The following is a 24,792-nucleotide window of genomic DNA, read 5'->3' as shown; positions in this document are numbered from 1 at the left end:
CGCCCCCTCACCGGGGGCGCGGGCCTGCGGCGTGCCGGGGGCCGGGTGGGGCGGGGTGGGCCCGAGTGGGCCCGAGTGGGGATCCGAGGCAGGACCAGAGACAGGACCAGAGTCGGGATCCGTGCGGCGATCCCGGCGGGGAACTGTGCGGAGAACCGTGCGGAGAACGTCACAACCCGGTGATGAGCGGGATCCGGAAGTCCGTTCGTCTCATTCCGGCCAAGCCCAGCCCGCTACGCTGACCGTATGACGAGCGAGGAGCAGCCCACCCCCAGCGCCGCCCCGGCCGCCAGGGCCGCAGTGCCGGACCTGCCCGAGGTCGCGCCCGCCGGGACCCCGGCGGACCGGGCCCGGGCGCTGCTGCGGACGCGTCCCTACCGGCGGCTGTGGACCACCCAGCTGATCGGCGGCACCGCCGACCGGCTCGGCCTCCTGGTGCTGCTGGCGCTCACCGTGATCGCCGCCGCCCAGGGGCACCAGTTCGGCGACCTGCCGCGCAGCCTCGCCTTCGCCCTCGCCGCGGTGTTCGCCGTGCGCGTGGCGGCCACCGGCCTGGTCGGCGTGGCGCTGCTCGGCCCGGTGCACAAGCTGGTCGCGGGCAGGCTGGACCGGCGCTGGACGCTGTTCGGCGCCGACGTGCTGCGCGCCCTGCTGATCGGCCTCGCGCCCTGGTGGAGCGTCTGGCTGGGCTCCGGCCCGAACCCCTCCGGGGCCGCCGCCTACGCCCTGCTCGCCACCGTCTTCGTCACCGGAGCGGCCGAGCGGGTCTGGGGGATCACCAAGGCCGCCGCCGTCCCGGGCCTGCTGCCGTCCGCCGATCCCTACGCCCCGGCCGCCGAGCGGCGGCCCGCCGCCGCCAACCTGGAGACCGTCCGGGTCGTCGACCGCTTCACCGGCTGGGTCACCGTGCCGCTCGCGGCCGTCGGCCTGGTCGGCTTCACCCTGCTCAACAACATCGGCGCGGCGCTCGGCGCGGACTGGCTCCGCGCCCACCAGCTCACCTTCGCGGCGCTCGGCGCGGCCGGACTGTTCGCCGCCGCGGCGGTCCGCGACTACCTCCGGCAGCTGCCCGGCGGCCCGGTGAACGTCGCCCCGGTCTCGCCGCTGCGGGGCCTGCGGGCGCCCACCGACGCCGCCCCGGGCCCCGCGCTCGGCAAGGGCCGCACCGGCGGCGCCCCGTACTTCACCTTCGCCGTCGCGGCCGGCTTCGCCTCGATGGCGGGCGTCGCCGGGCTCGCGCTGCTCACCGCCGCCGAGCACCGGGCCGGGCCGATCGGCTACGGCCTGGTGGTCCTCGCCGCCACCGGCGCGCCCGCCCTGGGCGCCCGGCTCACCCGGGCCACGCTGCCCTCGCTCTCCCGCCGCCGACTGCTCGCGCTGGCGCTGCTCACCCAGGGCGTCGCACTGATCCTGGCCGGGCTGGTGCTGGACTTCGTGCTGGTCCTGCTGCTCACCGTGCTGGCCGCCCTGGCCGCCGGGGTCGTCGTCTCGGCCGGGCGCACCCTGCTCGCGCAGGAGGTCGAGGAGGCCCGGCTGCCGAAGGTCACCGAGCACCTGGCCGCGGTGCTGCGGACCGTGGTCGCCGCCGCGCTGGTCGTCGTCCCGCTGATCGCCGCCGCCTACGGGGACGTCGAGTACGGCGCCGTCGAGCCCGGCTCCTTCACCTTCATCCACGGCGGCGCGGCCCTGGCCGTCGCCACCGCGGGCCTGCTCACGCTGGTGCTCGCCGCCGTCGTGCTGGTGCGCACCGACGACCGCCGCGGCACCGCGCCGTTCGGCCGGGACCTGCTGGACGCGGTGCGCGGCGCCGTCGGCCCGGTGCCGAACCGGGGCGCGGGGACCGGCTTCTTCATCGCCCTGGAGGGCGGCGACGGCGCCGGCAAGTCCACCCAGGCGCAGGCGCTCGCCGAGTGGATCCGCGGCAAGGGGCACGAGGTCGTGCTCACCCGCGAGCCCGGCGGCAGCCCGGTCGGCCAGCGGCTGCGCGGCCTCGTCCTGGACGTCGGCAACACCGGCCTGTCGCACCGCGCCGAGGCGCTGATCTACGCCGCCGACCGTGCCGAGCACGTCGAGAACGTCATCCGGCCGGCCCTCGCCCGCGGCGCCGTGGTGATCACCGACCGCTACATGGACTCCTCCATCGCCTACCAGGGCGCCGGGCGCGACCTGGCCGCGACCGAGGTCGCCCGGATCTCCCGCTGGGCCACCGGCGGGCTGCTGCCCGACCTGACCGTCGTCCTGGACGTCGACCCGACCCGGGCCCGGGAGCGCTTCACCGAAGCGCTGGACCGGCTGGAGTCCGAGCCGACCGAGTTCCACCAGCGGGTCCGGGCCGGCTTCCTCGCCCTCGCGGCCGCCGACCCGGCGCGCTACCTGGTCGTCGACGGCAGCCAGGCCCCCGGCTTCGTCACCACCGCCATCCGGCACCGGCTCGACCGCGAGCTGCCGCTCTCCGAGCAGGAGAAGGCCGCCCGTGCCGAGCAGGAGCGCCTCGCCCGCGAGGAGGCCGAGCGCCGCGCCGCCGAGGAGGCCCGCAAGAAGGCCGAGGAGGAGGCCGCCGAGCGCAAGCGGCAGGAGGTGCTGGCCCAGCTGCGCGCCGAGCAGGCGGAGAAGGAGCGGCTGGCCAAGGAGGAGGCCGAGCGGGCCGCCGCCGAACTCCGGCGCAAGGCCGAGGAGGAGGCGCGCCGCCGAGCGGAGGAAGAGGCCGCGCGCCGTGCTGCGGAGGAGGCCAAGCTCCGTGCCGCAGAGGAGGCCCGGCTGGCGGCCGAGGCCGCCGAGCGCAAGCGGGTCGCCGACGAGGCGGCTGCCCAGGCGGAACTCCAGCGGCAGCGGGAGCTCGCCCGCGAGGAGCAGCGCCGCCGGGCGGAGGAGGCGCTGCAGCGGGCCGAGGAGGCCCGGCTGGCGCAGGCCGCCGCGCTGGCGGCCGCGGCCGCGGCCGCCGAGACGGCGGCGGGTCGTGCGGACGGACGTGCGGACGGACGGCCGGGGTCAGAGGGTGGCGCGGACGTCACCACGGAGCTGCGGGTCGTCCGGGACACCCCGAAGGGCGCTCCGGTTCAGGACGCTTCGGTTCAGGGCGATCCGGTTCGGGACACTCCGGTTCAGGGCGTTCCGGTTCGGGACGTGTCGGCTCAGGACGCTTCGCAGCGCTCGGCGGGCGGGCTCGGGGACGAGGCGACCCGTGAGCTGTCGTTGCGGGACCGGCAGGCCGCGGTCCGGGCGGCGGAAGCCGCCGAGGCGCGCAAGGCGCTCGGCGCGGCCGGGTCGGGCAGCGCCGCCGGGGCGGTCGACGCGACCGCCAAGCTGCCGGTGGTGCCGGCCTCGGCGGTGGACGAGACGGCCGTACTGCCGCGGATTCCGGCGGAGGCCGACCGGACCGCCGTGCTGCCTCGGGTCGAGCCGGATCGTCCGGTGGACGGCACGCGGGAGCTGCCGGTGATCGGCGGGGAGGCCGCTGCGGAGCCGCGGCAGCAGTCCCGGCCGCAGGCGCGGCCGCAGCGTCCGACCCGGTCGGAGGCGCAGCCCGCGCCGCAGCCGGCTGCCGAGCGGCAGCGGCCGGAGTGGGCCGAGGAGACGCCGATGGACGACCTGCCGAGCCTCACCGACACCCTGCTCGGCTCGCACGACGAGTGGTCGCAGTGGGAGCACGGCGGCCCCGGGCAGGGCGGCCCGCAGGGCGGTACCGCTCCGCGCGCCGAGGACCGGGGCCCGGGCGACGGCCAGGGCCAGGGCGACGGCAAGGGTGACGGCAAGGGCAAGGGCCGTCGGTGGGGCCGCCGGGGCTGACACCGGTGGATGCGTGACGGCGCCGTCGGGGCGGGTCCCCGGCGGCGCCGCCTTGCTGTCGGGGCCGGGGCACCGGGTGTCGGGCGTCGCGTGTCGGGCGTCGGGCAAGGTCCGCCGTGACCCGGACGGAGCAGTGGCTGTCCGAGCGGAGACGTATGCTCGACGGCGGGGAAGATGCGCCGTGGGCGCTGCCGTACGGAGCTTGGGAGCAGCAGTGGCCGTCTGGGACGACCTGGTGGGCCAGGAGCGGGTGGTCGAGCAGCTCACCGCCGCCGCCCGGGCGGCCGGGGCGGCGGTCGAGGCCGGTCGCGGGGCCGCCCCGGTCGAGGGCGGGAATGCCTCCCTGATGACGCACGCCTGGCTGTTCACCGGTCCGCCCGGCGCCGGTCAGGTCACCGCCGCGCGGTCGTTCGCCGCCGCCCTCCAGTGCACCAGCCCCGACCTCGCGCTCGGCGGCACGCCCGGCTGCGGGTTCTGCGACGGCTGCCACACCGTGCTGGCCGGCAGCCACGCCGACGTGAAGTACGTCCGGACCGACGGCCTGTCCATCGGCGTCGGCGACATGCGTGACCTGGTGCTGCGCGCCTCCAGCTACCCGACCGGCGGCCGCTGGTCGGTGATCCTGGTGGACGCCGCCCACCGGCTCACCGAGGCCGCCGCGAACGCGCTGCTCAAGGGCGTGGAGGAGCCCTCCCCGCGCACCGTCTGGCTGCTCTGCGCCCCCTCCGTCCAGGACGTGCTGCCGACCATCCGCTCGCGCTGCCGCCTGCTGGTGCTGCGCACCCCCTCCGCCGAGGCGGTCGCCGACACGCTGGTCCGCCGCGACGGCGTCGCCCCGGAGACGGCCCGGCTCGCCGCGCTCGCCGGGCAGGGCGACATCGACCGTTCGCGCCGCCTCGCGGTCGACGAGCAGGCCCGCACCCGCCGGGCGGAGGTGCTGCGGATCCCGCTGGAGGTCGGCGACATCGGCGGCTGCCTGGCCGCCGCCCAGCGCCTGGTCGACACGGCGAAGGCCGATGCGGAGGCGCTCGCCGAGACCCGGGACGCCAAGGAGACCGACGACCTCAGGGCCATCTACGGCGCCACCGAGGGCGGCAAGGCGCCGCGCGGCATGGCGGGCGCGGTCAAGGAGCTGGAGAAGCGGCAGAAGAGCCGCTCCACCCGTACCCGTCGGGAGACCCTCGGTGTCGCCCTGCTCGACCTGCTCGGCTTCTACCGCGACGTGCTCGCGATCCAACTCGGCTCGACCGGCGCGCTCTCCAACGAGGACCAGCGGCAGGCGCTGAACCGGGTCGCCCAGGCCGGTCCGGCGGAGGGCACGCTGCGCCGGATCGAGGCGGTGCTGGCCTGCCGGGTGGCGCTGGACCGCAACGTGGACCCGCTGCTCGCGGTCGAGGCGATGACGGTGGCCCTGCGGGCGGGCTGAGCCGGCCGCCGCCGGGGCGCCTGCCGGGTCGTCCGGTGGGTCGTCCGGCGGATCGTCCGCTGGGCCGCTTGGTGGTCCGTCGGCCGGACCGCTCCACCGGCCGAGGGCCGTACGCCTCCCGGACCCGGTGCGCTGTCCCACCTTCGAGTGAACGAGCGATACGCGCCGGGCACACCCGCGTGTGACCGTCCGCCGGTTGTGCACGCTGGGGGCCGACTGCGCCCGCTGCCGGGCCGGTCGTCTCCCGTACGCGCCGGGTCCGGTCCGGCGCCGGCCCTCCTCCGAGGCGGTGCGTCGCATGATTCGTTCGCTTCTCGTCATCCCCCTGTTGGCCGCCGCTCTCGGCGGGATCTGGCTGGCCCGCGGCGCCCTGCTGCGCTGGCGCGACCTGCGCGTCGCCGAGACCTACGAGCTGGCCGGTGACCGCTGGCCGATGCTGTTGCGGGCGGCCGGGGCGATGGTCTGCGGGGTGTGCGTCACCGCGTTGACCCTGCTCACCGCACTCGGCGCCTTCGGCGGGCTCGGCCGCGGCCCCCAGGAGCCGGAGCGGGCCGAACCGGTCGTGGACGCGGCGGGGACGGGCGCGGCACCGGTCGCCGGGGCGGCGGCCCGGCAGCAGGCGGCGCCGCCCGTGGCCGTCGAAACGGCCGCCGTCGCCCCCGGCGCCGTCCCCGGCACGGCCCCCGGCACCGTCCCCGCCGTAGTCAGCCGCTTCGACAGCGTCGGCCACCCGGGCGGCGGCGAACTGCTCCAGTCCGCCGTGCTCGGCCCCGACGGGCGCCCGCGCAACGTCCGGGTCTGGCTGCCGCCGCAGTACGCCAAGGAGCCCAACGCGCGCTTCCCGGTCGTCGTGATGCACGCGGCCGCGCCGCGCAAGACCGCCGACGCCGAGGTGCCGGACGTCTTCGAGGGCATCGGCTCGGCCCTGCAGACCGGCAAGGCCCGTCCGTTCATCCTGGTCGCCCCCGAGGCGCCGAACGGCACCGCCCACCCCTGCGAACTGGTCGCCGCCGCCCCGGCCGCCGTCTCCGACGACGCGACGCTGCGCACCACCATCGCGGCCTCCTTCCGCACCCTGCCCCCCGGCCCGGCCTCCTGGGGCACCCTCGGCGTCGACGGCGGCGCGCCGTGCGCGGCCGCCGCCGGGCTGGCCCGCCCGGACCTGTACGGCGCGGCCGCGGCGGTCTCCGGCCGCTACGACGCCGCCGCGCTCACCCAGACCGGCGCCGAGGCCCCGGCCGGCAGTGCGGCCAAGCTGCTGCTGGCCGCCGCCAAGGCCGACGCCGCCGGGCTGGACGCGGCCCGCAAGCTCCAGGCCTCGCTCAAGGCCGGGGCGGGCCCGGCGGCCAAGGCCGAGGTGCGGATCTCGGACAACGTGCAGGACTTCACCCCCGACCGGGAGCGGTTGCGGCTGGTCCGGCAGGCGGCGCAGTTCCTGGCGGAGGCGCTGGCCAAGGCGTCCTGAGCGCCGGCCGAGCGGGCGCTACGCTGCCCGGTACCCGGGGTGGGTACCGGGCAGCGGCGTTGCCCCGTCCCCCAGGACCGTCGAGGTCGCGGTCGTCCCGGTTGTCCCGGTCGTCGCGTCGTCGGGGCACCGAGGTGTCGGGGCACCGAGGTGTCGGGGCGTCGATCTTCGTTCCATCCTTCGAGGAGAGCAACCGGATGAGGGCCTTCGGGCAGGTGCGGGTACTGGCCGTGGCGCTTGCCGCCGGACTGCTGGCGGGCGGGTGCAGCTCGGGTCCGTCCGGGGCGCCGAGGGCGGCCTCGTCCGACTCGGCCGGCTCCGGCACGCCCTCCGCCCCGGGCACCGCGCCCGGGGTCACCCCGCTGGAGCCGCTGCCCGCCGCCGTCCCGGCCGCGCTCGCGCCCTACTACGCGCAGCGGCCGGTCTGGCGGCCGTGCGACGGCGCCTTCGAGTGCACGACGTTCCGGGTGCCGCTGGACTACGACCACCCGGCGGACGGCGAGCTCACCCTGGCGGCCGCCCGCGCGCCGGCCGAGCCCGCGACGGCCGGTTCCGGTTCCGGTTCCGGTGCGGGTGCGGCCGCTTCAGGTGCCGCGACGGCCGGGGCCGGGGCCGGTGCGGGCTCCCAGGACCCGAGGCTCGGCTCGCTGCTGCTCAACCCGGGCGGGCCCGGCGGCTCGGCGATCGAGTACCTGGAGTCCGCCGCCCGGACGTACGACCACGGCGTGCGCGCCCGCTACGACCTGGTCGGCCTCGACCCGCGCGGGGTGGGCCGCAGCAGCCCGGTGACCTGCCTGAGCGGCGACCGGATGGACGCCTTCACCGCCGTCGACCTGACCCCCGGCGACCAGCGCGGAATCGACGCCCTGGTCGCCGCCGACAAGGAGTTCGCCGAGGGCTGTCGCCGGCGGGCCGGGGCGGCGCTGGGCCACCTCAGCACCGTCGAGGCCGCCCGCGACATGGACGTGCTGCGCGCCCTGCTGGGCGACGAGCGGCTGAACTTCGTCGGCAAGTCCTACGGCACCTTCCTCGGCGCCACCTACGCCGGGCTGTTCCCGAGCCGGGTCGGCCGGCTGGTGCTGGACGGCGCGATGGACCCGGCGCTCGACTCGATGGCCGGCAACCGCACCCAGGCCGGCGGTTTCGAGACCGCCTGGGCGGCCTTCGCCAAGGACTGCGTCAAGCGCGAGGACTGCCCGCTCGGCCGGACCGAGCAGCAGGCCGGCGAGCAGCTCACCGCCCTGTTCGCGACCGTCCGCGGCACCTCGCTGCCCACCACCGACAACGGCCGCCGGCTCACCGAGTCCCAGGCGACCACCGGCGTCATCGAAGCCATGTACGCCGACTTCCTCTGGCCCAAGCTGCGCACCGCGCTCACCGACGCCCGGGCCGGCGACGGCACCGGGCTGCTGAAGCTGTCCGACGCCTACTACGGGCGGGAGGCGGACGGCTCGTACCCCAACCTGATGTTCGCCAACACCGCGGTGAACTGCCTCGACCTGCCCGCCCCGTTCCGCGGGCCGGAGGACGTCCAGCGGGCGGTGCCGGACTTCGAGCAGGCCTCGCCGCACTTCGGCCGCGACATGGCCTGGATGGCGCTGACCTGCGCCTACTGGCCGGTCCGGGCCACCGGGGCGGCGCACACCATCCGGGCCGCCGGCGCCGCCCCGATCGTCGTCGTCGGCACCACCCGCGACCCGGCCACCCCGTACGCCTGGGCGCAGTCCCTGGCCGGCCAGCTGGAGTCCGGCCGCCTGCTCACCTTCGACGGGGACGGCCACACCGCGTACGGGCGCCACAACGCCTGCGTGGACGGCGCCGTCAACCGCTTCCTGCTGACCGGAGAGGCCCCCGAACAGGGCAAGCGCTGCGACCGGTGAGGGCCCGGGTGTCGGACGGCCGGTCGGTAGTTTTCGCTTCAATCGACGGCCGGTGCGACGTTACGATGAGCGCCCCCCTGCCACCTTCCCCGCACCGGAGCGCATCGTGCTCGGAGTCAACGACCTGGCGACCTACATACTCGGCGCCCTCGTCATCATCCTGCTGCCCGGCCCCAACTCCCTGTACGTGCTGTCCGTCGCCGCCCGCAAGGGCGTCCGGACCGGCTACCGGGCCGCCGCCGGCGTCTTCGTCGGCGACCTCACCCTGATCAGCCTCACCTCGCTGGGCGCGGCCTCCCTCCTCAAGGCCAACCCGGCCGTCTTCGCGGTGGTCAAGTTCGGCGGCGCCGCCTACCTGCTCTGGATCGGCTACGGCATGCTCCGCGCCGCCCGCCAACTCTGGCTCGAACGCCGCGCCGAGGCCGACCCCTCCGCCGAGCCGGCCCCCGAGTCCGCCGAGAACCCCTTCCGCCGCGCCCTGGTGGTCAGCCTCCTCAACCCGAAGGCCATCCTCTTCCTGCTCTCCTTCTTCACCCAGTTCGTCGACCCGTCCTACGGGCAACCCGTCCTCTCCTTCGCCCTCCTCGGCGGCATCCTCCAGACCTTCAGCCTGCTCTACCTCTCCCTCCTGATCTTCGCGGGCACCACCCTCGCCACCGCCTTCCGCCGCCGCAAGCGCCTCTCCGCCACCCTCACCAGCGGAGTCGCCGTCCTCTTCGCCGGCTTCGCCGCCAAGCTCGCCGTCTCCTCCGCCTGACCGGCCCCACGGCAACCGGTTACGGATCACCCGCGAAACCTGTGTAGACTGGCCCGCGTTGCCGCGACACGCGGCAACGGTGCCGCCTTAGCTCAGTTGGCCAGAGCAACGCACTCGTAATGCGTAGGTCGCGGGTTCGAATCCCGCAGGCGGCTCAAGGTAAACCCCAGATCAGGCCTCTGACCTGGGGATTTTGCTGTTTCGTGACCTTTGAATGCTGGGACTATCGGGCACGAAACCAACGCATGCCGGATGCGTGGATCGGTGGCCACTCTGCGTCGATAGCTTTTCGTCGTGACGCCCTCCAGCGAGTCGCTGACCTGCGACTTGTCGCTGCATGTAGTCGTGATATCACTGATCCCTGGTGCTGCGGTGCCCCAAAAGTGCCCGAGGAGTGCCCGCGCGTCCCGAGGCATGTATCGGGGCCGGATCGGGAAGGTGCCGTTCCTCCGCGAATGTGCCTGGACAGCGGTTGCGGTGAGTGACATTTTGGGGCTTGGCGGCAGTCGCGCCCAACGTGGCCGCTGGCACTGTCGATCGTGACAGGCAGGCTTAGCGACAGGTCAGGCTATCGGCTCGGCAGCCGTGGCTGAGGGGGCAGGCTCGACTGCGCAGCGCGCGTAGGCCACGTCCGAGCTGCCTACGGGTGGTGTGCGATCGTTTCCGCCGTGACCAGCAAAGAGACTCTTGTACACATCGCTTTGGCGGACGGTCGGCCGAGCGGCATCCGGAAGGCATACAGCGTAGAGCGTTCGTGCATCTGCGTGGCCTTCGGACGGGCGGATTACCCGAAGGCCCGCATGCGCGAGGAGCTGTCTCGAACGGGCGTCTACCTGGTGCAGGGGCCGGACCCCGACCACCCTGGTAAGCAGCGGGTCTACATGGGGCGCGGGCAGGTTCTGACGACGCGGCTCGACGATCACCAGCGGAAGAAGGACTTCTGGACCCAGGGCTTCGCGTTCACGACGAAGGATAACGGTCTGACCGAAGCTCATGTGGTCCAGCTGGAGGCGCGGCTGATCCGTCAGGCGCGCGCAGCCGGCGTCGCGATAGTGGACAACGACGTGACGCCGAATCCGACGCCACCTCGTGCTGAGGAGCAGCCCGCCCACGACCGGCTGTTCGAGGACGTGTTGCTGCTCATGGGCGTCCTGGGTGTGGTGTGTCTGGAGGAGCCTGCCACCACGGTTGCTCCCGCCGACGCCGAGGGCGTGCAGTACCAGCTGAAGCCCAAGGGCACGTCATGCTGGGGCTTCGAGTGCTCCGATGGGTTCCTGGTCCGCGAAGGGGCACTGGGCAGGATCGGCAAGGCGGAGAAGCTGTCGGCCAGTTACCGCCTACGCCGGCAGCAGCTTCTCGACGACCAGGTCCTGGTGGAGACGTCGGACAAGAAGCACCTGCACTTGGTGCGCGATCACGTGTTCGGTAGCCCGTCCCAGGCGGCCAGCGTGATGGCGGGGGTGAACTTGAACGGCCGCGTGGCCTGGGCCGACGAGAGCGGGCAGACGCTCAAGGATCACCAAGTCGGCAGTACCCTGGTCCCGCCTTCGGCACCGTCGAGCGACCAGCCGGCATTGTTCGAGCCGGGGCGGGCCACGTGACGCCGAGCGGCTTGGTGTCCGCCGACAGTCGGCCCGGCCCACTGTGGAGTTCACTGAGCACCTCCTCTGCGGTGAGAGGGCCCGCCGTCGGTGCTTGGCCGCGCCGCCTTGCCCTGGTCCAACCGCCGGTTTCCGGAGAGAGCCGGTACTCGATGTCAGTTGCCTTGGAGACTCTCGTGCAGGGAGCGCATGGCGTGGATTGCGAATCGATCGTCGTCATTTCCCACGGCGAGAAAGTCATCAAGGTCCGGCCAGCTGATGAGTTCGCTCAGTAGGGCTATGGAGCGCGTATCACCAATCATCAACGCCTCGGCGCAGGCGTGGCCGGTATTGCGAAGGAGGTCGATGACAGAGTGGCGAAACAGGCGGGGACCCTCAGCTGATAGCTTCCAGAAGCGGACCTCCTCGATGGCTTCACGCCACTTCGCCTGCCGGGCGAGAGCCTCGATCATGAAGCGTCGGGCTTCCCCCGCAGTCGGCCCGACCAGTCCGTCGTCCAGTAGCTTCCGGCAGCATCGCTCTGCTTCGGCATACTGGCCCTGATGGATTAACTGATTCGCTTGTTCGACAGTCCTGTGGCTGGTGGAGTAGGTGGACGGTTCGATTCTTCCCTCTAGATCGGCGAAGGCGAGCGCCAGCGGTGCAAGTCGTGCTGCCTCGGCCTGCGGCAGATGCGCGTACTGGATTGATATCCGCGAGTCGATGGCGAGCTTGAGAGCGGCCTTTGGGGCGTCGAACGCCCAGGCTCTGGCTTGCTGGAGTACGAACTCCATGTGCTCTACCGCCTCTTGGAAGGTGGTCGTGAGGTTGGCCTTCAGGTCACCGCCTATCTCTTGGGCCTGGATATAGATCAGGGCCAGGGATTGTCGAGTCTGTACAAGCAGCACATCATTCGTGGGGTCGAGGCGCCCCAGGTGCTGGAGTTCGAGGTTGAATAGCGCCTCTGCGCGGAGTACATCTCCCTGAGTGTGATGGGAACCGGCGAGATTGCCGTACAGGTGGGCAACGCGTGTGCTGGAGAACCGCATCTGCTCGATGCGGAACAGCAAGGTCTCGGCATGAGGGGTGAGCACCTGTACCCGTTCAAGTTCTCCGAGCTGCAACGGCCAGTAGAGCCAGCGTTCAAGGTGTCCGAGGATTCGGTCCAGGGCGGTGGGCAGCTCGTAGTTCGCCCGCAGTCGTGCTCGGAGCAGAGCCTGGCTGACAGTGTTGACGGCGAAAGTTCGATCCGCGTCTGGCAGGGCTTTTCCGAGGGCGGTGGGCGGCAGCGGGAGGTCGTTCTTGACTAGCGAGAAGCGGTTGAGTTCCCTAAGGGTTTCACCGAGATTGGCGAGTTCGGGTGAGACGAGGAAGTACCTGTGCTGCTCGCTTTCTTGCGAATCGATGTCGGTGAGTGCGGCCGCCAGGAGTAGGTGTCCCGGGATGCAGTGTGACGCCAGATATGCAGATGCGTAGAGCATGTTCAGGGCCAGCGTTGGCAGGTCAGCGGCGCCGGGCCGAGTGCGGGCTTCAAGGCGGTCGATGCTGAGATTGAGTGCTGCCGCTAGCGTGTCGGGATATCCGGGAGGAACGGAGTCCTTGTCACTGAGCGAGCGGACCGCCAGCTCTTCCAGGTAGCTGTCGACGTACTCGGGCCCGTGATCACAGCCGTCGAGGTAGCCGGCTCCCAGTTCCAAGGCCAGCGGCCAGTCGCCCAACGCCTGAGCCAGGCGACCGAGAACCGCTTCCCATAGGGCACGCTCATCATCGTTGAGCCGAAGGCGCCGGCTCAACAGCTCAACGGACTCGCCACGCTCCATCACCGGCACCGCGATGACTGCTCCACCACCAGGGTGGGACGCCCCGTTGAGGGTGGTGACGATCACATCACCACGACCCACCTTCGGCACCCAGCTCTCAACCTCCCGAGCCGAGTTCACATTGTCGAGAACCAGCAGCCAGCGCCCCGCCAACCGGCCGAGAACATCCTGCACCGCTTGCTGGAGTGCCCAGATCGGCCCCCCGCGCAGGGTGTTCGCGGCACCTGGATCAACTGCGGCGACGATGCGATCGAAAGACGTCCGGATCGAGGACTCCGTCTCACAATCGATCCACCCAATGAGGTCGTACTCATCAGCATGGGCCGCGATGAACAGCGCAGCGGCGCTCGACTTTCCGATGCCTGACGGGCCGACCAGCGTCGTACGGCGCACGGTCTGCCGGGCAACTACCTCGAACGCTCTCTCCAGCGGTACGAGCAGCGTAGGTCGTTCAACATCGGGGATTGCGGGGATCGACCCGACCAGTGTGCCCCAGTCTCGGAACCCGATCGAGCGGGCCAAGGTCTCGCCATCGACCAGCACGAGCCCGCGCAACTCCTCTACCGGAAAGCTCGCCCGGTTGCCGGTGACGTCTGCGGCTCGGCCCAGGATCTCGGAGATCAAATATCCGGTCAGCAGACCAGCGGACTGTTCCCCGAGCCCATGTCGTGCGCGGTTGCGCAATGCTCGCAGTGCCTCGCGAAGGTCTTCGCGGATCTCCTCGTCGTCACGTTGGTCGTAGGCCACCCGGCAGCGCGCCAGTCGGGCGAGTTGCTCCTCGTTGAGGCTTTCCAACTGCCTGTGCCGCTGCGGCGCGGCGTGGAACAGCTTGAGCAGGTGGCCGCGCAGCTGTGAGGGCTCCGGTTGTGAGGAGAGGATGTCATTGAGCTGGTCGCTGAGGGCACCGCGTCGGCCGTTGGTCAACAGCCAGTACTGGCGAGCCTCTTGGTTGCCGCCCACCATGTTCAGCAGGATACCCAGAGCCGTTGCCCCGCTGATCGTGCCGCCCGCAACCTTGCTCTTGACCTGGACGACCGATCGCAGGGAGCCGTCGAGCTCGACGACATCGAAGTCCACCTGATCTTCGGCTCCCTCACTGGCGGAGGGTCCCTCCACACGAACGCACGCCACCTGCGCATCGTCGATCACCGCGATCAGCTGTTCCAACGTGCGCAGGTACTGATACTGGTAGCCGCGTGCGGCGACACGCCCCCCGTCCACCCGGCATCCTCCGTTCGCCAGCACCCGCCCGCCACTGAGAGGGTTCCGCATCCAGCCTGCCACTCCGGGTAGCGATGTACTGGCAACTTCGAAAGTCCCGTCGGACCCTGGTAGTGACAGCAGGATGGCTGCTGAGATTTGCTTTACCTGAAGTCAACTGATGGTGCGTCGGGTTTCTCGGACGTGGCTGATGAGGCTGGCGTCCTTCTGGCACGTACATCCGGGGGCGGGGGTCCAGTAGTCGGTCATCTGGTCGGGTTGGGGGCCGAATCGGGCGTCGTACTCGATGCGCCGCATGGGTCCGTCGACCAGGCCCGTACTGCGCGCGATCCAGGCGCCGACGACCAGGCACGCGGCCTGCTGGGCCACGAACGCGGCCGAGGGCCGGAAGGCGTCGTCCGTCCCGCCACCCAGCTCCGCCGAGTTGATCAGCCCGCACACCGGCCGCCCGAGGAACCGCCGCACGAGTTCACGCTGTTGATCGTCTAGGAATTCCAAGTCCTGTTCGGTCAGTGGTTCCTGTCCGCGGGCGATTCGTGTAAGCGGAAGCCCGGTCAGTTCGTGGAGCCGCTGTTCCGCGCTTTTCCCGGAGTGGTTGGCTTTGTAGTAGCAGCGCAGGCAGGGGCCGGTGGGCAGTGCCTCGTGCAGGGCGACGGTGGTGCCGACCGGGCCGCCGGTGCTGCCGTCCAGGGTGAGGTCGGCGTGCAGGCGTTGCAGGTCGTGCCGTGCATCGATGCTGTCCAGTCCGCCGAGGACGGTTCGGGGCCAGGGCAGGGTGCCGGTGTCGACGGCCTCGATGGAGTCCTGGATCGTCCCGTGGAACGGGTTCACCTCGATCCGCCGCAAGCGCGCGGCGATCAGCCGCACCTTCGGCAGGAGCGCGGCCGCGTCGGCCAGGGTGCCGATGCTGTAGGAGGTGACGTTCGGCTTCTCGAAGACCTCCCTGTCCACTACCGCCAGCTCGCCGGAGACCCGCAGCAGGTCCAGGACCAGGGTGATGCCGGTGCCGATCGCACCGCCACCGCCCAGCAACACCCGCTCCAGCACGGGCGGCGGGGCAACGGCGGTGCCGGGCTGCTCGCTGGGCAGAACGGGACAGAAGTCCACCACCGGGGTGACCTGGAACTTCCCCTCCGGCAGCCCGGCGACGACCTTGAACGCCTCGCCCGCCAGCATTGCCGCAGTGAGGACCGCGCCCAGCCCGGTGCCGGGCGCGTTGAGTCGGGGGAAGGCATGCCCGGTGTGCCGCAGGCGGGCCCCGTGCCCGTCCGGCGCACCGGCCACCGCAACGTCCGGCAACGGTTCGGTGCCCACATGCAGACGCAGAGGCGCTTCGCTCGGGGCCTTGCCGATGCGAAGCGGCCGGTCCGGGTCGATCCCGGCCGCCGCCTCCACCAGTTGGCGGACGAGTGTGTCGTTGAGTCGCCTCGGTCCGCGGCCGGGGTCCAGGCTGAGAGGTACCGGCCACCGGCGCAGGTCGGCCACCAGTACTTCGAGGGTCTCGGCGACTGCGGGCAGGCGTCCATCGGCGGTCAGATGGACGGGGCTGCCCTCCATCCGCTCCCGCAGGGTGGTTTCGTTCACGCCGGCGGCCAGGCCGCCCAGGCGCACGCTGCGGCTGTAGTCAGTACGCACGGACGCCCTCCTCGTCGAACAGCACCGTGAGCACCGGGGGCAGCGCATCGTCGACGACCGGGGCGGAGCTGGGAACCCAGTCCCGGTCGAAGCGCCACCACCCCCACGCCGCCGGGTCGGCGGGCGGTGCAGCGTAGGTCGGGACGACGGCGCTGACGAACCCCGGCACCCGCAGCGAGTACAGGCGGTCGGTCCGCGACAGGAAAGCCTCCTCGGGGTGCGAGTGGATCATCGCCCGTGTCCGGTAGGACCGCTCCTCGGCGAAGGTGAACAGCCGGTCGTACGCGACGGCGCTGACCCTGAAGAGCCCCGGGCCCCGCACGATCCCCGCCGTGTCGGCCACCGCCACGACCAGGACGTCCATCTCCGACGGCCCGGTCAGCAGCAGTGCACCGGTCTCTTGGTCGGCCAGTCCGTGGCGCCGGATCTCCCGGAGCACCGGGTCGACCGCGCCGGTCGGCAGGACCAGGCTCCTCGCATCGGCGCTCATCCGGCACGCCTCCCGTCAACGCGGTCGATGTCGCCCTGCACGTTCTCCATCACGTACAGGAAGGGGTTGCCGGTGCTGCGCCAAGCGTGCGGTCCGGTGCCCCACTCGGGGTGGAGCTGCTGTCCCTCGGCGGTGAACGGCTTGCACACGTCGTTGGCGCCGCAGCGGTAGCCGTTCGCCCCCGGCCAGACGCTGGGCTCCCCGGGGGCGTAGGCGCCGACCGACTCGACGAAGACGAGGGAGGGCGGCCGGTGCGGGTAGACCGTCCACTCGATCCGGGCGACGAACGCCGCACGCTCGCTGTTGCTCGGCTGAATCTCGGCCCAGAACAGGCTGTCAGGGTCCTGGTCGCGGTGGTGGAGGCGGCCGGCGGCCGAGGCGAGGAACTCCTCGACCGCCTGGACATCGTCTGCCAGCCGCAGACTGCTTTCGAGATCCACGACTGACTCCCGGGCCTCAGCCGTTGGTGGTCTCGGTGCGCAGGCCCAGGTGCAGGGCCTTGGCGTGCCCGGCCAGCTCGCCCACCGTCGTCTCGGGCGGGACCTCGTGCCCGTCGTGGAACAGGTAGTAGCGGGTGGTGCCGTCGCTGGTGAAGCCGAAGGAGGCCATGGCGTCGGACAGGACACTCGCGGCGGTCGCCCGCGGGGCGTAGTCGTGCTGGTACGGGTGCCCGGCGAGGGAGGAGGTCACCGTGGTCTTGATCTCGTGCGGCTGGGGCTGGGGCATGCCGGTCTCCTTGGACGTTCGAGGGTTGTCGGAGAAGCGCTCTGCTGATTCAGTAAAGCGTCACTGTTGCTGTAGTGATTTCAGTAGTAGCACCCCGGACTGATGCAGTCAAGCTTCAATGCCGTACCGCTGCGCGCTACGCTGCCCGTATGAGCCCCGACCGGAGCCAGCTCCCTCTTCCAGACCTTGAAACAAGCGGGCCGGACGCCGTCGAACAGTTCGACATCGCCGAACTCGGGCGTCTCCTTAAGGAGCGCCGCGGTCCCCTGTCCCTTCGGCAGGCCGCCGCCGAGGCGGGCGTCAGCTTCAGCACCCTCACCCGGGTCGAAGCCGGAGCCCAGCCCGACCTCGCCACCTTCACCCGCCTCTGCGCCTGGCTCGGCGTCCCCCCGAGCCGCTTCTTCACCCCAACCGTGACCCGCCAGATCTCACCCCTCGACCAGGCCATCACTCACCTCCACGCCGACCCCCGCCTCACCGGCGACGCGGCGAACAAGATCAGCTCCGTCCTGCGAGACCTCTACGACGCCCTCGCCAAAGAAGCGGTCCCCGCCACCCCCGCCCTCGCCTGCCACCTCCGCGCCGCCTCGGTACTGCGCCCCGGCGTCCCTCGGCGGCTCGCCGGCCTGCTCACCGACATGAACACCGAACTCGAACGACTCGTCGAGGCGGGAGAACTGTGACCCTCCCCCGAGGCTTCAAGGCCAACGCCGAACGAGAAGCCCTCCGGCTGCGCCGCGAACTCCACCTCGGCGACACCGACGCACTGAACGTCGACGACCTCGCCGACCACCTCAAGGTCAAGATCGTCAGCGCCGAGAAGCTCGTCACCCGCGACCGCCTCGAAGACCTCGAACGAGTCCAGGCCTACGCCTTCTCCGCCGCGACCTTCCAGATCGCCGACAGGAACATCGTCGTCACCAACCCGCTCCGCACCCCGGGCCGCAGAGCCAGCGATGTGGCCCACGAACTTTCCCACCTCGTCCTCAAGCACGACCTCACCGAGATCCGCGAAGTCAGCGGCATGCCCTTCAGGACCTGCCGCCCCGACGAGGAGGAACAGGCCACCGCCTTCGGCGGAACCCTGATGCTGCCCCGCCCCCTGCTGCTCAGTGCGGTCCGGCGCCAATGGGGGCCGGCACAGATCGCCGAGCACTACGGGGTGACCGAGGAGATGGCCCGCTACCGGTACAACACCACCGGCGTGGCCAAGCAGATTCGAGCCCGCTGACAGCATCGACGTGGGTCGTGCGGACGCTGTGTACTGGGCCTTGTCGTCGGGATGGCGATCTTCCTGCTGTGTTGCAGATTGCGCCTGCAGCGATGACGACTAATGCGTGGAGATCTGCCGAGCCACGCTCTGTGCCCGGTGCGGTGTGTGAGAGGCATAGCCGAGACCTGCTGGGAACGAGGCTCACGACGGCTTCTGCTGCTTCGCGTGCGAGGTCATCAAGCACGGTCTGGTAGATGTCGCGGGTGATGGAGGAGTCGCGGTGGCCGAGCATCTCCGACACGACGCGGATGTCCACGCCGGCAAGCAGTGCGAGGGTGGCGGCGAGGTGGCGTAGGTCGTGCAGCCGGACAGGAGGAAGGCCGGCCTCTTCGACCAGGCGGGCCAACAGGCTGCTGACCTTGGCGGGGTGCAGCCAGGTCCCGTCCTCCTCTACGAAGATCCGTCCGGTGGCGACCCAGCCGGGTCCGAAGCGGAGGCGCTCTGCCTTCTGCAGCGCCTCGTGACGGAGTAGGGCGTCGGTGGTGTCGAGGTCGAGCGCGACCAGCCGAACGCCGCTCGCCGTCTTTGGCTCCCCTTCGAGGACGTCCCAGCCGAGCTGGACGAGCTGGGTCTCCACCGTCAGGGAGTGGGCGTCCCTGTCGAAGTCCATCCATCGGACACCCAGGCCCTCGCCACGGCGGGGGCCGCGGAAGCAGTACAGGTGCCACAGGGCGTAGAGCCGGTGCTCGGCGACGTGGTCGAGGAAGAGACCGGTTTGGGTGGGGGTCCAGACCATGACTGGCGAGGGCTTTTTGCCGGTGTGCTTCCACTCGGCGATGCGGGCCGCGGTCCACACCAGGGCCGTCGGTTTCGGAGCGGTCTCCAGTTCGACGTAGGCGGCGGGGTTGAACGTGATCAACTGCCGGGCGATGGCCGTGTTGAGAGCGGCACGTAGTGTGGCCTTGATGTGGTGCTGGGTAGCCAGGCCGGTGACGCGACGGAAGGGCGGCATCGCGGCGATGGCCGCACGTGCGGTGCGCCGAGCGGCCCGTCCGCGAATCGATCGGAGATCCTCCAGGGACTGCCGCCGCTGGTAGTTCTGCTCAAGGATCTCGACGTTGGTTGCCGCGATTTCCTCGAACATCGCATCAAGGTTATCCACGCGCAGTCGGTCGAGGCGGATCTGACCGATGTGTGGCCGGAGATGACAGCGGATGTCTACTTCGTAGCGTGCGGCTCCGGTCGCCCGCAGCGCCTTCTTGCCCTTGAGCCAGGTGTCCAGCTACTCGTTGACCGTTGTCCGGGTGGTCAGGCTGTGGCCGGCCTTGAGAAGGCGGGACGTGGTTTCGACGTCGGGGAGGGCGGAGCGCTCCTTAGCGCAGAGCATGATCATGTCACTGATGCGCCGGCAGTCTTTCGGGTCATCTTCGTCCGCGGATGCGAGCAGTGTTTGGACAAGAAGCAGCTCCCGCCGGGCGTCTTGCGCGTTGGTGAAGCCGGTGCGTCGGAACTGGCGACGCCTGCCGTTGGTGTCCGCAACGAGTTCCTGACGCACCGACCACTGGCCGTGCTTCGGGTTGCGCAGCCTCGGGCATGGCGAGGCGGCTGGGTAGGGGATGCCGGTTCGCGAGTTCCGGCAATGGCAGGTATGGAAAATCGAGCCCTTCATGACGCCCTCGCCTCGGCCAACGGAAGGTACAACTTCAGCCAGCGGGCAGCCGGCCTGGGCCTGGAGGTGCACGTTCGTCCGTTGGGCTTCGCGGGGGGACGGTCCTGACAAGGGGGTCGGCATGTCGCCGGAGATAGTCGCTGAGAGTGACAATCGTAGTCCGGCCTCGTCGAAGCTGGAGTGGATGACTCTCATCGGGCCAGGGGTGCCCACAAAGTGCCCGGGACGTTCGGGTGCCCGTGGGACGGGTGGCACCGCTTGGGACTCACTGGCACGCTCAGAGGCGCTCTGATCAGGCAAAACTGGGACTGTGGGCCGCTCGCTGGGACGGATGGGCACGTCACTGATCCCACTCGTAATGCGTAGGTCGCGGGTTCGAATCCCGCAGGCGGCTCTGTGGAAGCCCCAGGACTCACTCGCCGTGACCTGGGGCTTTTGCTGTTACTGCACCCGTCGCCGCCGTCGCGCGCGGGCTCCGTTGGGGTCAGAGCGCGTTGCTCATCCGCCGGGTCGCTTCCAGGCTGCTCTCGGTGCTCACCAGGTAAGGATGCCAAGACGGCCGCTGCCGGGGCCGTGATGGTCGTGGGCTCGATGCGGCTCATCGCGGACGCCCTGGTCTGAGGTTTCAGTGCCTCGGCGGTCTCGGTTCTGCTTTCATACGCCACTGTTCGCCGAGAATCAGCGCACCCCTTGGGTCCGGCAGAGCGTCTCAGTCACCCGGATTTACAGGTTCCACGGCTTTCTGTCACGCCTTGGCCGTAGGCTTCTCTCCGCCTGTGACACAAGGGGGGATTTTGCTCACCAGCGCGACGCCGGCTTGGCGGAACCCGATGCTTAACCTGCACCAGCGCCACGTGGAGAAGAAGCTCGCTCGTGCTGCGACGGCCGCAGCCGAGCTGGGTGCTCCGTTCGATGCCCAGATGATTCGCGAGGCTCTCCGCTACGAGAGATGGACATTCCTTCGTCGGATTCGTCGTATCGGGTACCTGTTCGGCGCGATGGCCATTTTTGGTGCAGTACTCCACAAGCCCGCGTGCACCCCTGGCGGTCGCCTTTCCCTCTCTCCGGCCGAGTGCTCGTCTGTGTTTGCCTACTACGACCTGGGCACCCCATTCGCATTTTTCACGTTGATGGGCTCTACGCTTCTGTTCATCTGGATCAGCTCCGCGTGGAAAGGTGATTACATCGCCAAGGGCCACGAGCTGCTGTATCCCCTCCTCGACCTTCTGGCCATGGCCGCCGCCGTGGCAGCCAGGCAGGGGAGTGGCTACGTCGACGCAGCGAAGCTCGCCGGCAAGACCACCGGCCTTCGCCAGGGGTTCTGGCAACTGCCGGGCGACGTAGCCAAGGAGTTCGGGCATGTAGGCGATATCCGGGAACAGCTGGGTGACCATGCTGCGCGTGTATTCGCAGTGCTGGAGACGGATGCGGCCGGCCTGGCCACTGAGCGGCGAGGGGCGGCCCGAACCCTTGGACTTCACGTTGCGCAGGTCATCAGTAATCTGGCGGCCGGCAGCTTCACGCGGCTTCTTGATGACCAAGAGCTTCCTGACTTCGAGCCCGATCCTGATCGACTCGCGGGGCGGTACCTCGTGCGAGCTTGCGTGAAGTCGGCGCTGCTTGTCATAGCTCTTTGCTTCGCTGGAACCAGTATTGACCTGTCGACCGTCGGCGTGCTCGTGGGTAGTCTGCCAACGTTCTTTCTCGTAACGTACTTAATGCTGGTCCATAAGCATGGACTTGCAGAAGCTTCCCGACTGCTCAGCATGATGAAGCAGTCTGTCAGTGGCCCCAGCGAGGTCACTCCAGCGGCTGAGGCTCCGCCCTCCACCGATGCCGAGCACCCCTGAACCTCGGAGAGCGGTCGGATCAGATGGCCGGCGCGCTGCTCCGGATCGAAGGCCAGGGGGCCGGTAGCTCTGTTGCCGGCGGGCCCCGACTCATCCCCAACACGCACCCCATCCCCTGAGGCAGCCCTATGCTTCGCCGCATGCCTGCTGTCCCACGTCGCGTCATAGCCAGGATGACCCCCGCCCAGCGAATAGCCGCTGCCGTGGCCGGAGCGTTCCTCATCGCCGGTGGGATCACTGCCGGGGTCTTCGCCACCAGTGATCACCCACCTGCTTGTGCACAGACTGATGTGCAGAACACGCTCGGCATGACAGCCCAGAGTGAGTGCCTGGGCGAGGTCGCCAAGTGGTGCGAGGACAACTACCCAGAGGACGGGGCCTGCAAGAACAAGGTCTATGGGTACGACCCGAGGCCGCTCGGCCGGGACTAGCTTCAGGGGATGGGGTGAAGGCCCGGGGCGGGCGGTGTCCGGCTCGGGCCTTCGGGGTGGGTGGGGTCAGGTGGGGAGGATCCGGATGACGAAGGCGGTGCAGGTGTAGCCGGCGCCGCCGCCCCAGAGGAGGACGTGGTCGCCGGGGGTGAGGGCGCCGGTGTGGAGCAGGTGGTCGAGGCCGGCGAACTGGTCGCCGCTGGTGAGGTGGCCGACGGTGGCGCCGTAGGCCCAGGTGGTGGCTTCCTCGGGGACGCCGAGGAGGTCGTGGAGTTCGTGGCGGCCGGAGCCCTGGCGGGTGTGGGGGATGACGACCCGGGCGATGTCGGCCATGCCGAGGCCGGATTCCGCGAGGATGCCGTCGAGGGTGTCGTTGAGGGCGGTGGCGAGGCGGCGGCCGGCGTCGGGGAGGTCGAGGGAGACCCGGGTGCGGGCGCGGTCCTCCAGGTCGACGCGGGGGCCGGGGGCGGGGGGTTGGGTGGTGAGTTCCTCGGTGCCGCGGCCGAGGGCTTCGAGGGAGTTGTCCGCGACGGTGTAGGAGGCGACCAGGCGGGCGAAGCCCCCGGTGCGGGAGAGCACCACGGCGGTGCCCGCGTCGCCGTAGAAGGAGATGCCGAGGGTGTTCCAGCGGTCGATCCGGGGGGCGGCCATCCGGTCGCCGGTGGTCACCACGGCGGCGGTTGCGGAGCCGGGGGCGGCGGTGAGCCGGTTGGCGGCGAGTTCCAGGGCGCCGAGCCCGGCGTTGCAGCGCTGGACGACCTCGAAGGCGGGGGTGTGGCGCAGGCCGGCCTCCTGGGCGACGTGGCTCGCGGAGGCCCAGACGTCGAGCCCCTGCCACCAGTTGGTGCAGTGCAGCAGGACGGCGACGTCCTCCGGGGCGGTGCCGGCCCGGTCGAGGGCGGTCCGGGCGGCCCGGGCGGCCATCCACGGGGGTGCGTGCTCCTCGCCGGCCACCGCGACGGAGAGGAACTCCCGGTCCCTGGCCCGTTCGGCGTCGAGCAGGCCGTCCGCGACCGCCTGCCCGACGGGCATCAGGTCTGGCAGCCAGACGCCCGTTCCGGCGAGGTACAAGTCGTCGTAGCGCATCGGGTGGGGGTCCTTCCTCGGCGTGGCTCGGTCACTGGAGTTGTCCCCGACGGCGTTGGAAGACAGGTGGAGAACGGCTGGTCCGCCCCGCTCCAACAGGACTTGAGCCGCGTTCGAGGGACTCTGCCCGCGCGTGCGGTGGAGTGGCGGGGCCAACTGCCCTGCCTTGGAGGCCATCACGATGAAGGTTCTGTTCACGATCTCGCCCTGGGCCGGGCACTTCTACCCCATGGTGCCGCTGGGGTGGGCCCTGCAAGCGGCGGGTCATGAGGTGCGGGTGATGTGCACCCCGGCCTCGGCGGACTGGGTCCGCGGCGCGGGCCTGGTGCCCGCTCCGATCCTCGACGACCACGACAACCCGCTGTTCTGGGCCCGGCTGTTCCACCAGCAGCGGGTGATCCGGGGTGTCGCGCGGGACAACGGCCTGCCGCTGCTGCACCCGGTGACCGGCGAGCGGATGGCCTCCCCGGACGAGTTCGACTGGCCCACGTACAAGAAGAAGTACGAGAACGAGTGGGGCCAGGCCTGGCTGCGCAAGATGGAGCGGGTGATCATCTACACCACCACGTTCGCGCCCGACCTGGTGGTCCACGACATGATGAGCGCCGAGGGCCCGTTCACCGCGGTGGTCCACCGGCTGCCGTCGGTGCTCCACCTGTGGGGCCCGGTGGGCACCGCGGAGACGGACCCGCGGGTGGACATCGTGCCGGAGTACAACAACGGCATCCTGCGGGCGCTGGGCGTCAAGGGCAAGGGCCGTGAGCTGGTCACCCACGTCATCGACCCCTGCCCGGAGTCCATCGCCCCGCCCACCACCGCCGAGCGGCTGCCGATGCGCTACGTGCCGTACAACGGGCCGGGCGAGGCGCCGGTGTGGGTGTACGAGAAGCCGGAGAAGCGGCGGATCTGCGTGGTCTGGGGGCACACGCTCAGCCGGTTCGGGCCGGAGGCCTTCCTGGTGCCCAAGGTCCTGGAGGCGCTCGCCGACCTCGACGCCGAGGTGGTCGTCGCGATCAACCCCAAGGACCGGGAGTACGTCGGCGAACTGCCCGCCAACGCCCGGATCCTGGAGCAGTTCCCGATCAACATGCTGCTGCCCACCTGCGACGCGGTGGTCCACCACGGCGGCGCCGGCTCGGTGATGAGCGCCGTGGTGGCGGGGGTGCCGCAGCTGGCGATCCCGTTCGAGGAGGAGCAGCACGCCAACGGGCAGCGGGTGGCGGCGGCCGGCGCGGGCATCCACATGCTCGGGAAGAAGGCCACCGTGGAGCTGATCCGGGAGCACGTGGACGCGCTTTTGGGCGACGAGTCCTACCGGCGCGGCGCCGAGAAGTTGGCGGCGGAGCTCGCCGAGCGGCCGACCCCGGCCCGACTGGTCCCGGTGCTGGAGGAGATCGCCGCCGCGAAGACCCCCGCGGTCGCCATCGACTGGGACTCGATCGACGCGACCGGCTACGAGCACGGCCTGATCAAGCGGTAGTGGCCATGTTCCGCTCGGCAAGCGGTAGTTGCCGTATGGCAGGCGGCAAGCCGTAGCCGGTGGAAGGAAGTCGGCGTGCCCGGCCCGGGGAACCGGTGCCGGGGTGCGGTGCGAGGGCGGTCCCGCCGGTGCGGCGGGGCCGCCCTCGCGCGTGTCCGCGCCCCGTGGCGCCACCGTGCCGGCTGCTCCAGCCGGATTCCACCAGGACTCCCCGGGGGGCCCGACAAGCCCTGCCTAGCCTGCAGTCGCAGGTAAAGACACCGCGCAGGGCCGAGCC

At 71.0% G+C, this 24,792-nt stretch carries 18 protein-coding genes, 1 tRNA gene and 1 pseudogene; 12 read left to right on the top strand and 8 right to left on the bottom strand.

Annotated elements, in window-relative coordinates:
* The first annotated feature begins 246 nt into the window (after positions 1-246).
* The 7 genes from tmk (at position 247) to ACFQ6N_RS01895 (ending at position 10,915) form a co-directional block, all read left to right on the top strand.
* Positions 247-3,786 (top strand): dTMP kinase, encoded by a 3,540-nt coding sequence (gene tmk, locus ACFQ6N_RS01925; protein WP_380646217.1) that lies wholly within the window; start codon positions 247-249, stop codon positions 3,784-3,786.
* A gap of 214 nt (positions 3,787-4,000) precedes the next feature.
* Positions 4,001-5,212: a DNA polymerase III subunit delta' gene (locus tag ACFQ6N_RS01920; protein WP_380646376.1), complete on the top strand. Its 1,212-nt coding sequence runs from the start codon at positions 4,001-4,003 to the stop codon at positions 5,210-5,212.
* 298 nt (positions 5,213-5,510) lie between these two features.
* Positions 5,511-6,677: a hypothetical protein gene (locus ACFQ6N_RS01915; protein ID WP_380646216.1), complete on the top strand. Its 1,167-nt coding sequence runs from the start codon at positions 5,511-5,513 to the stop codon at positions 6,675-6,677.
* Between the two features lie 197 nt (positions 6,678-6,874).
* A complete protein-coding gene (locus tag ACFQ6N_RS01910) occupies positions 6,875-8,557 on the top strand; it encodes an alpha/beta hydrolase (protein WP_380646215.1) in 1,683 nt (560 codons plus the stop codon).
* 106 nt (positions 8,558-8,663) lie between these two features.
* Complete coding sequence (leuE, locus tag ACFQ6N_RS01905) at positions 8,664-9,314, top strand: leucine efflux protein LeuE (protein ID WP_380646375.1); 651 nt, start codon at positions 8,664-8,666, stop codon at positions 9,312-9,314.
* An 81-nt stretch (positions 9,315-9,395) separates the two neighbouring features.
* Positions 9,396-9,469: transfer RNA gene (locus ACFQ6N_RS01900), tRNA-Thr, on the top strand.
* Positions 9,470-9,982: 513 nt separating this feature from the next.
* Complete coding sequence (locus tag ACFQ6N_RS01895) at positions 9,983-10,915, top strand: GIY-YIG nuclease family protein (RefSeq protein ID WP_380646214.1); 933 nt, start codon at positions 9,983-9,985, stop codon at positions 10,913-10,915.
* A 155-nt stretch (positions 10,916-11,070) separates the two neighbouring features.
* On the opposite strand, the gene ACFQ6N_RS01890 is transcribed toward ACFQ6N_RS01895, so the two are convergent.
* The 5 genes from ACFQ6N_RS01890 to ACFQ6N_RS01870 form a co-directional block, all read right to left on the bottom strand.
* Positions 11,071-13,935, bottom strand: coding sequence for a hypothetical protein (locus ACFQ6N_RS01890; RefSeq protein ID WP_380646213.1), 2,865 nt, complete (start codon positions 13,933-13,935; stop codon positions 11,071-11,073).
* Positions 13,936-14,088: 153 nt separating this feature from the next.
* Positions 14,089-15,570: a ThiF family adenylyltransferase gene (locus ACFQ6N_RS01885; protein ID WP_380646211.1), complete on the bottom strand. Its 1,482-nt coding sequence runs from the start codon at positions 15,568-15,570 to the stop codon at positions 14,089-14,091.
* Positions 15,560-16,060: a hypothetical protein gene (locus ACFQ6N_RS01880; protein WP_380646209.1), complete on the bottom strand. Its 501-nt coding sequence runs from the start codon at positions 16,058-16,060 to the stop codon at positions 15,560-15,562. The genes ACFQ6N_RS01885 and ACFQ6N_RS01880 overlap by 11 nt, the downstream gene beginning before the upstream one ends.
* The gene (locus tag ACFQ6N_RS01875) at positions 16,057-16,500 is read right to left on the bottom strand and encodes a hypothetical protein (protein ID WP_380646208.1); all 444 of its coding nucleotides are present in this window, start codon (positions 16,498-16,500) and stop codon (positions 16,057-16,059) included. The genes ACFQ6N_RS01880 and ACFQ6N_RS01875 overlap by 4 nt, the downstream gene beginning before the upstream one ends.
* A gap of 16 nt (positions 16,501-16,516) precedes the next feature.
* A complete protein-coding gene (locus ACFQ6N_RS01870; protein WP_380646207.1) occupies positions 16,517-16,786 on the bottom strand; it encodes a hypothetical protein in 270 nt (89 codons plus the stop codon).
* A gap of 149 nt (positions 16,787-16,935) precedes the next feature.
* Between ACFQ6N_RS01870 and ACFQ6N_RS01865 the strand changes: the two genes are divergently transcribed.
* Complete coding sequence (locus tag ACFQ6N_RS01865) at positions 16,936-17,469, top strand: helix-turn-helix domain-containing protein (RefSeq protein WP_380646206.1); 534 nt, start codon at positions 16,936-16,938, stop codon at positions 17,467-17,469.
* A complete protein-coding gene (locus ACFQ6N_RS01860; protein WP_380646205.1) occupies positions 17,466-18,017 on the top strand; it encodes an ImmA/IrrE family metallo-endopeptidase in 552 nt (183 codons plus the stop codon). Before ACFQ6N_RS01865 ends, ACFQ6N_RS01860 begins: the two co-directional genes overlap by 4 nt.
* A 235-nt stretch (positions 18,018-18,252) precedes the next feature.
* Here ACFQ6N_RS01860 and ACFQ6N_RS01855 read toward each other — a convergent pair.
* Both ACFQ6N_RS01855 and ACFQ6N_RS01850 read right to left on the bottom strand, forming a co-directional pair.
* Positions 18,253-18,795: pseudogene (locus ACFQ6N_RS01855) on the bottom strand (site-specific integrase); the annotation flags it as partial.
* A 486-nt stretch (positions 18,796-19,281) separates the two neighbouring features.
* Positions 19,282-19,668, bottom strand: coding sequence for a hypothetical protein (locus ACFQ6N_RS01850; protein ID WP_380646204.1), 387 nt, complete (start codon positions 19,666-19,668; stop codon positions 19,282-19,284).
* An 854-nt stretch (positions 19,669-20,522) separates the two neighbouring features.
* Between ACFQ6N_RS01850 and ACFQ6N_RS01845 the strand changes: the two genes are divergently transcribed.
* Positions 20,523-21,518, top strand: coding sequence for a hypothetical protein (locus ACFQ6N_RS01845; protein ID WP_380646203.1), 996 nt, complete (start codon positions 20,523-20,525; stop codon positions 21,516-21,518).
* A gap of 308 nt (positions 21,519-21,826) precedes the next feature.
* The gene (locus tag ACFQ6N_RS01840; protein WP_380646202.1) at positions 21,827-21,949 is read left to right on the top strand and encodes a hypothetical protein; all 123 of its coding nucleotides are present in this window, start codon (positions 21,827-21,829) and stop codon (positions 21,947-21,949) included.
* A 66-nt stretch (positions 21,950-22,015) separates the two neighbouring features.
* Here ACFQ6N_RS01840 and ACFQ6N_RS01835 read toward each other — a convergent pair whose 3' ends face one another.
* Entirely contained in the window at positions 22,016-23,035 is a 1,020-nt protein-coding gene (locus ACFQ6N_RS01835; protein ID WP_380646201.1) for a ketoacyl-ACP synthase III family protein, read from the bottom strand.
* A 181-nt stretch (positions 23,036-23,216) separates the two neighbouring features.
* On the opposite strand from ACFQ6N_RS01835, the gene ACFQ6N_RS01830 reads away from it, so the two are divergent.
* Positions 23,217-24,515: a nucleotide disphospho-sugar-binding domain-containing protein gene (locus ACFQ6N_RS01830; RefSeq protein WP_380646200.1), complete on the top strand. Its 1,299-nt coding sequence runs from the start codon at positions 23,217-23,219 to the stop codon at positions 24,513-24,515.
* The last annotated feature ends 277 nt before the right edge of the window (positions 24,516-24,792 follow it).

The organism is Kitasatospora sp. NPDC056446, from assembly GCF_042796115.1.
Taxonomy (GTDB): domain Bacteria; phylum Actinomycetota; class Actinomycetes; order Streptomycetales; family Streptomycetaceae; genus Kitasatospora.
The sequence above is the reverse complement of the archived record's forward strand: the minus strand, read 5'-3'. Positions and strand labels throughout refer to the sequence as shown.

Coding starts and splice junctions, on each gene's coding strand:
- tmk (WP_380646217.1), top strand. CDS start 247: ATGACGAGCGAGGAGCAGCCCACCCCCAGCGCCGCCCCGGCCGCCAGG.
- ACFQ6N_RS01915 (WP_380646216.1), top strand. CDS start 5,511: ATGATTCGTTCGCTTCTCGTCATCCCCCTGTTGGCCGCCGCTCTCGGC.
- ACFQ6N_RS01910 (WP_380646215.1), top strand. CDS start 6,875: ATGAGGGCCTTCGGGCAGGTGCGGGTACTGGCCGTGGCGCTTGCCGCC.
- ACFQ6N_RS01880 (WP_380646209.1), bottom strand. CDS start 16,060: ATGAGCGCCGATGCGAGGAGCCTGGTCCTGCCGACCGGCGCGGTCGAC.
- ACFQ6N_RS01870 (WP_380646207.1), bottom strand. CDS start 16,786: ATGCCCCAGCCCCAGCCGCACGAGATCAAGACCACGGTGACCTCCTCC.
- ACFQ6N_RS01865 (WP_380646206.1), top strand. CDS start 16,936: ATGAGCCCCGACCGGAGCCAGCTCCCTCTTCCAGACCTTGAAACAAGC.
- ACFQ6N_RS01850 (WP_380646204.1), bottom strand. CDS start 19,668: ATGAAGGGCTCGATTTTCCATACCTGCCATTGCCGGAACTCGCGAACC.
- ACFQ6N_RS01840 (WP_380646202.1), top strand. CDS start 21,827: ATGACAGCCCAGAGTGAGTGCCTGGGCGAGGTCGCCAAGTGGTGCGAG.
- ACFQ6N_RS01835 (WP_380646201.1), bottom strand. CDS start 23,035: ATGCGCTACGACGACTTGTACCTCGCCGGAACGGGCGTCTGGCTGCCA.
- ACFQ6N_RS01830 (WP_380646200.1), top strand. CDS start 23,217: ATGAAGGTTCTGTTCACGATCTCGCCCTGGGCCGGGCACTTCTACCCC.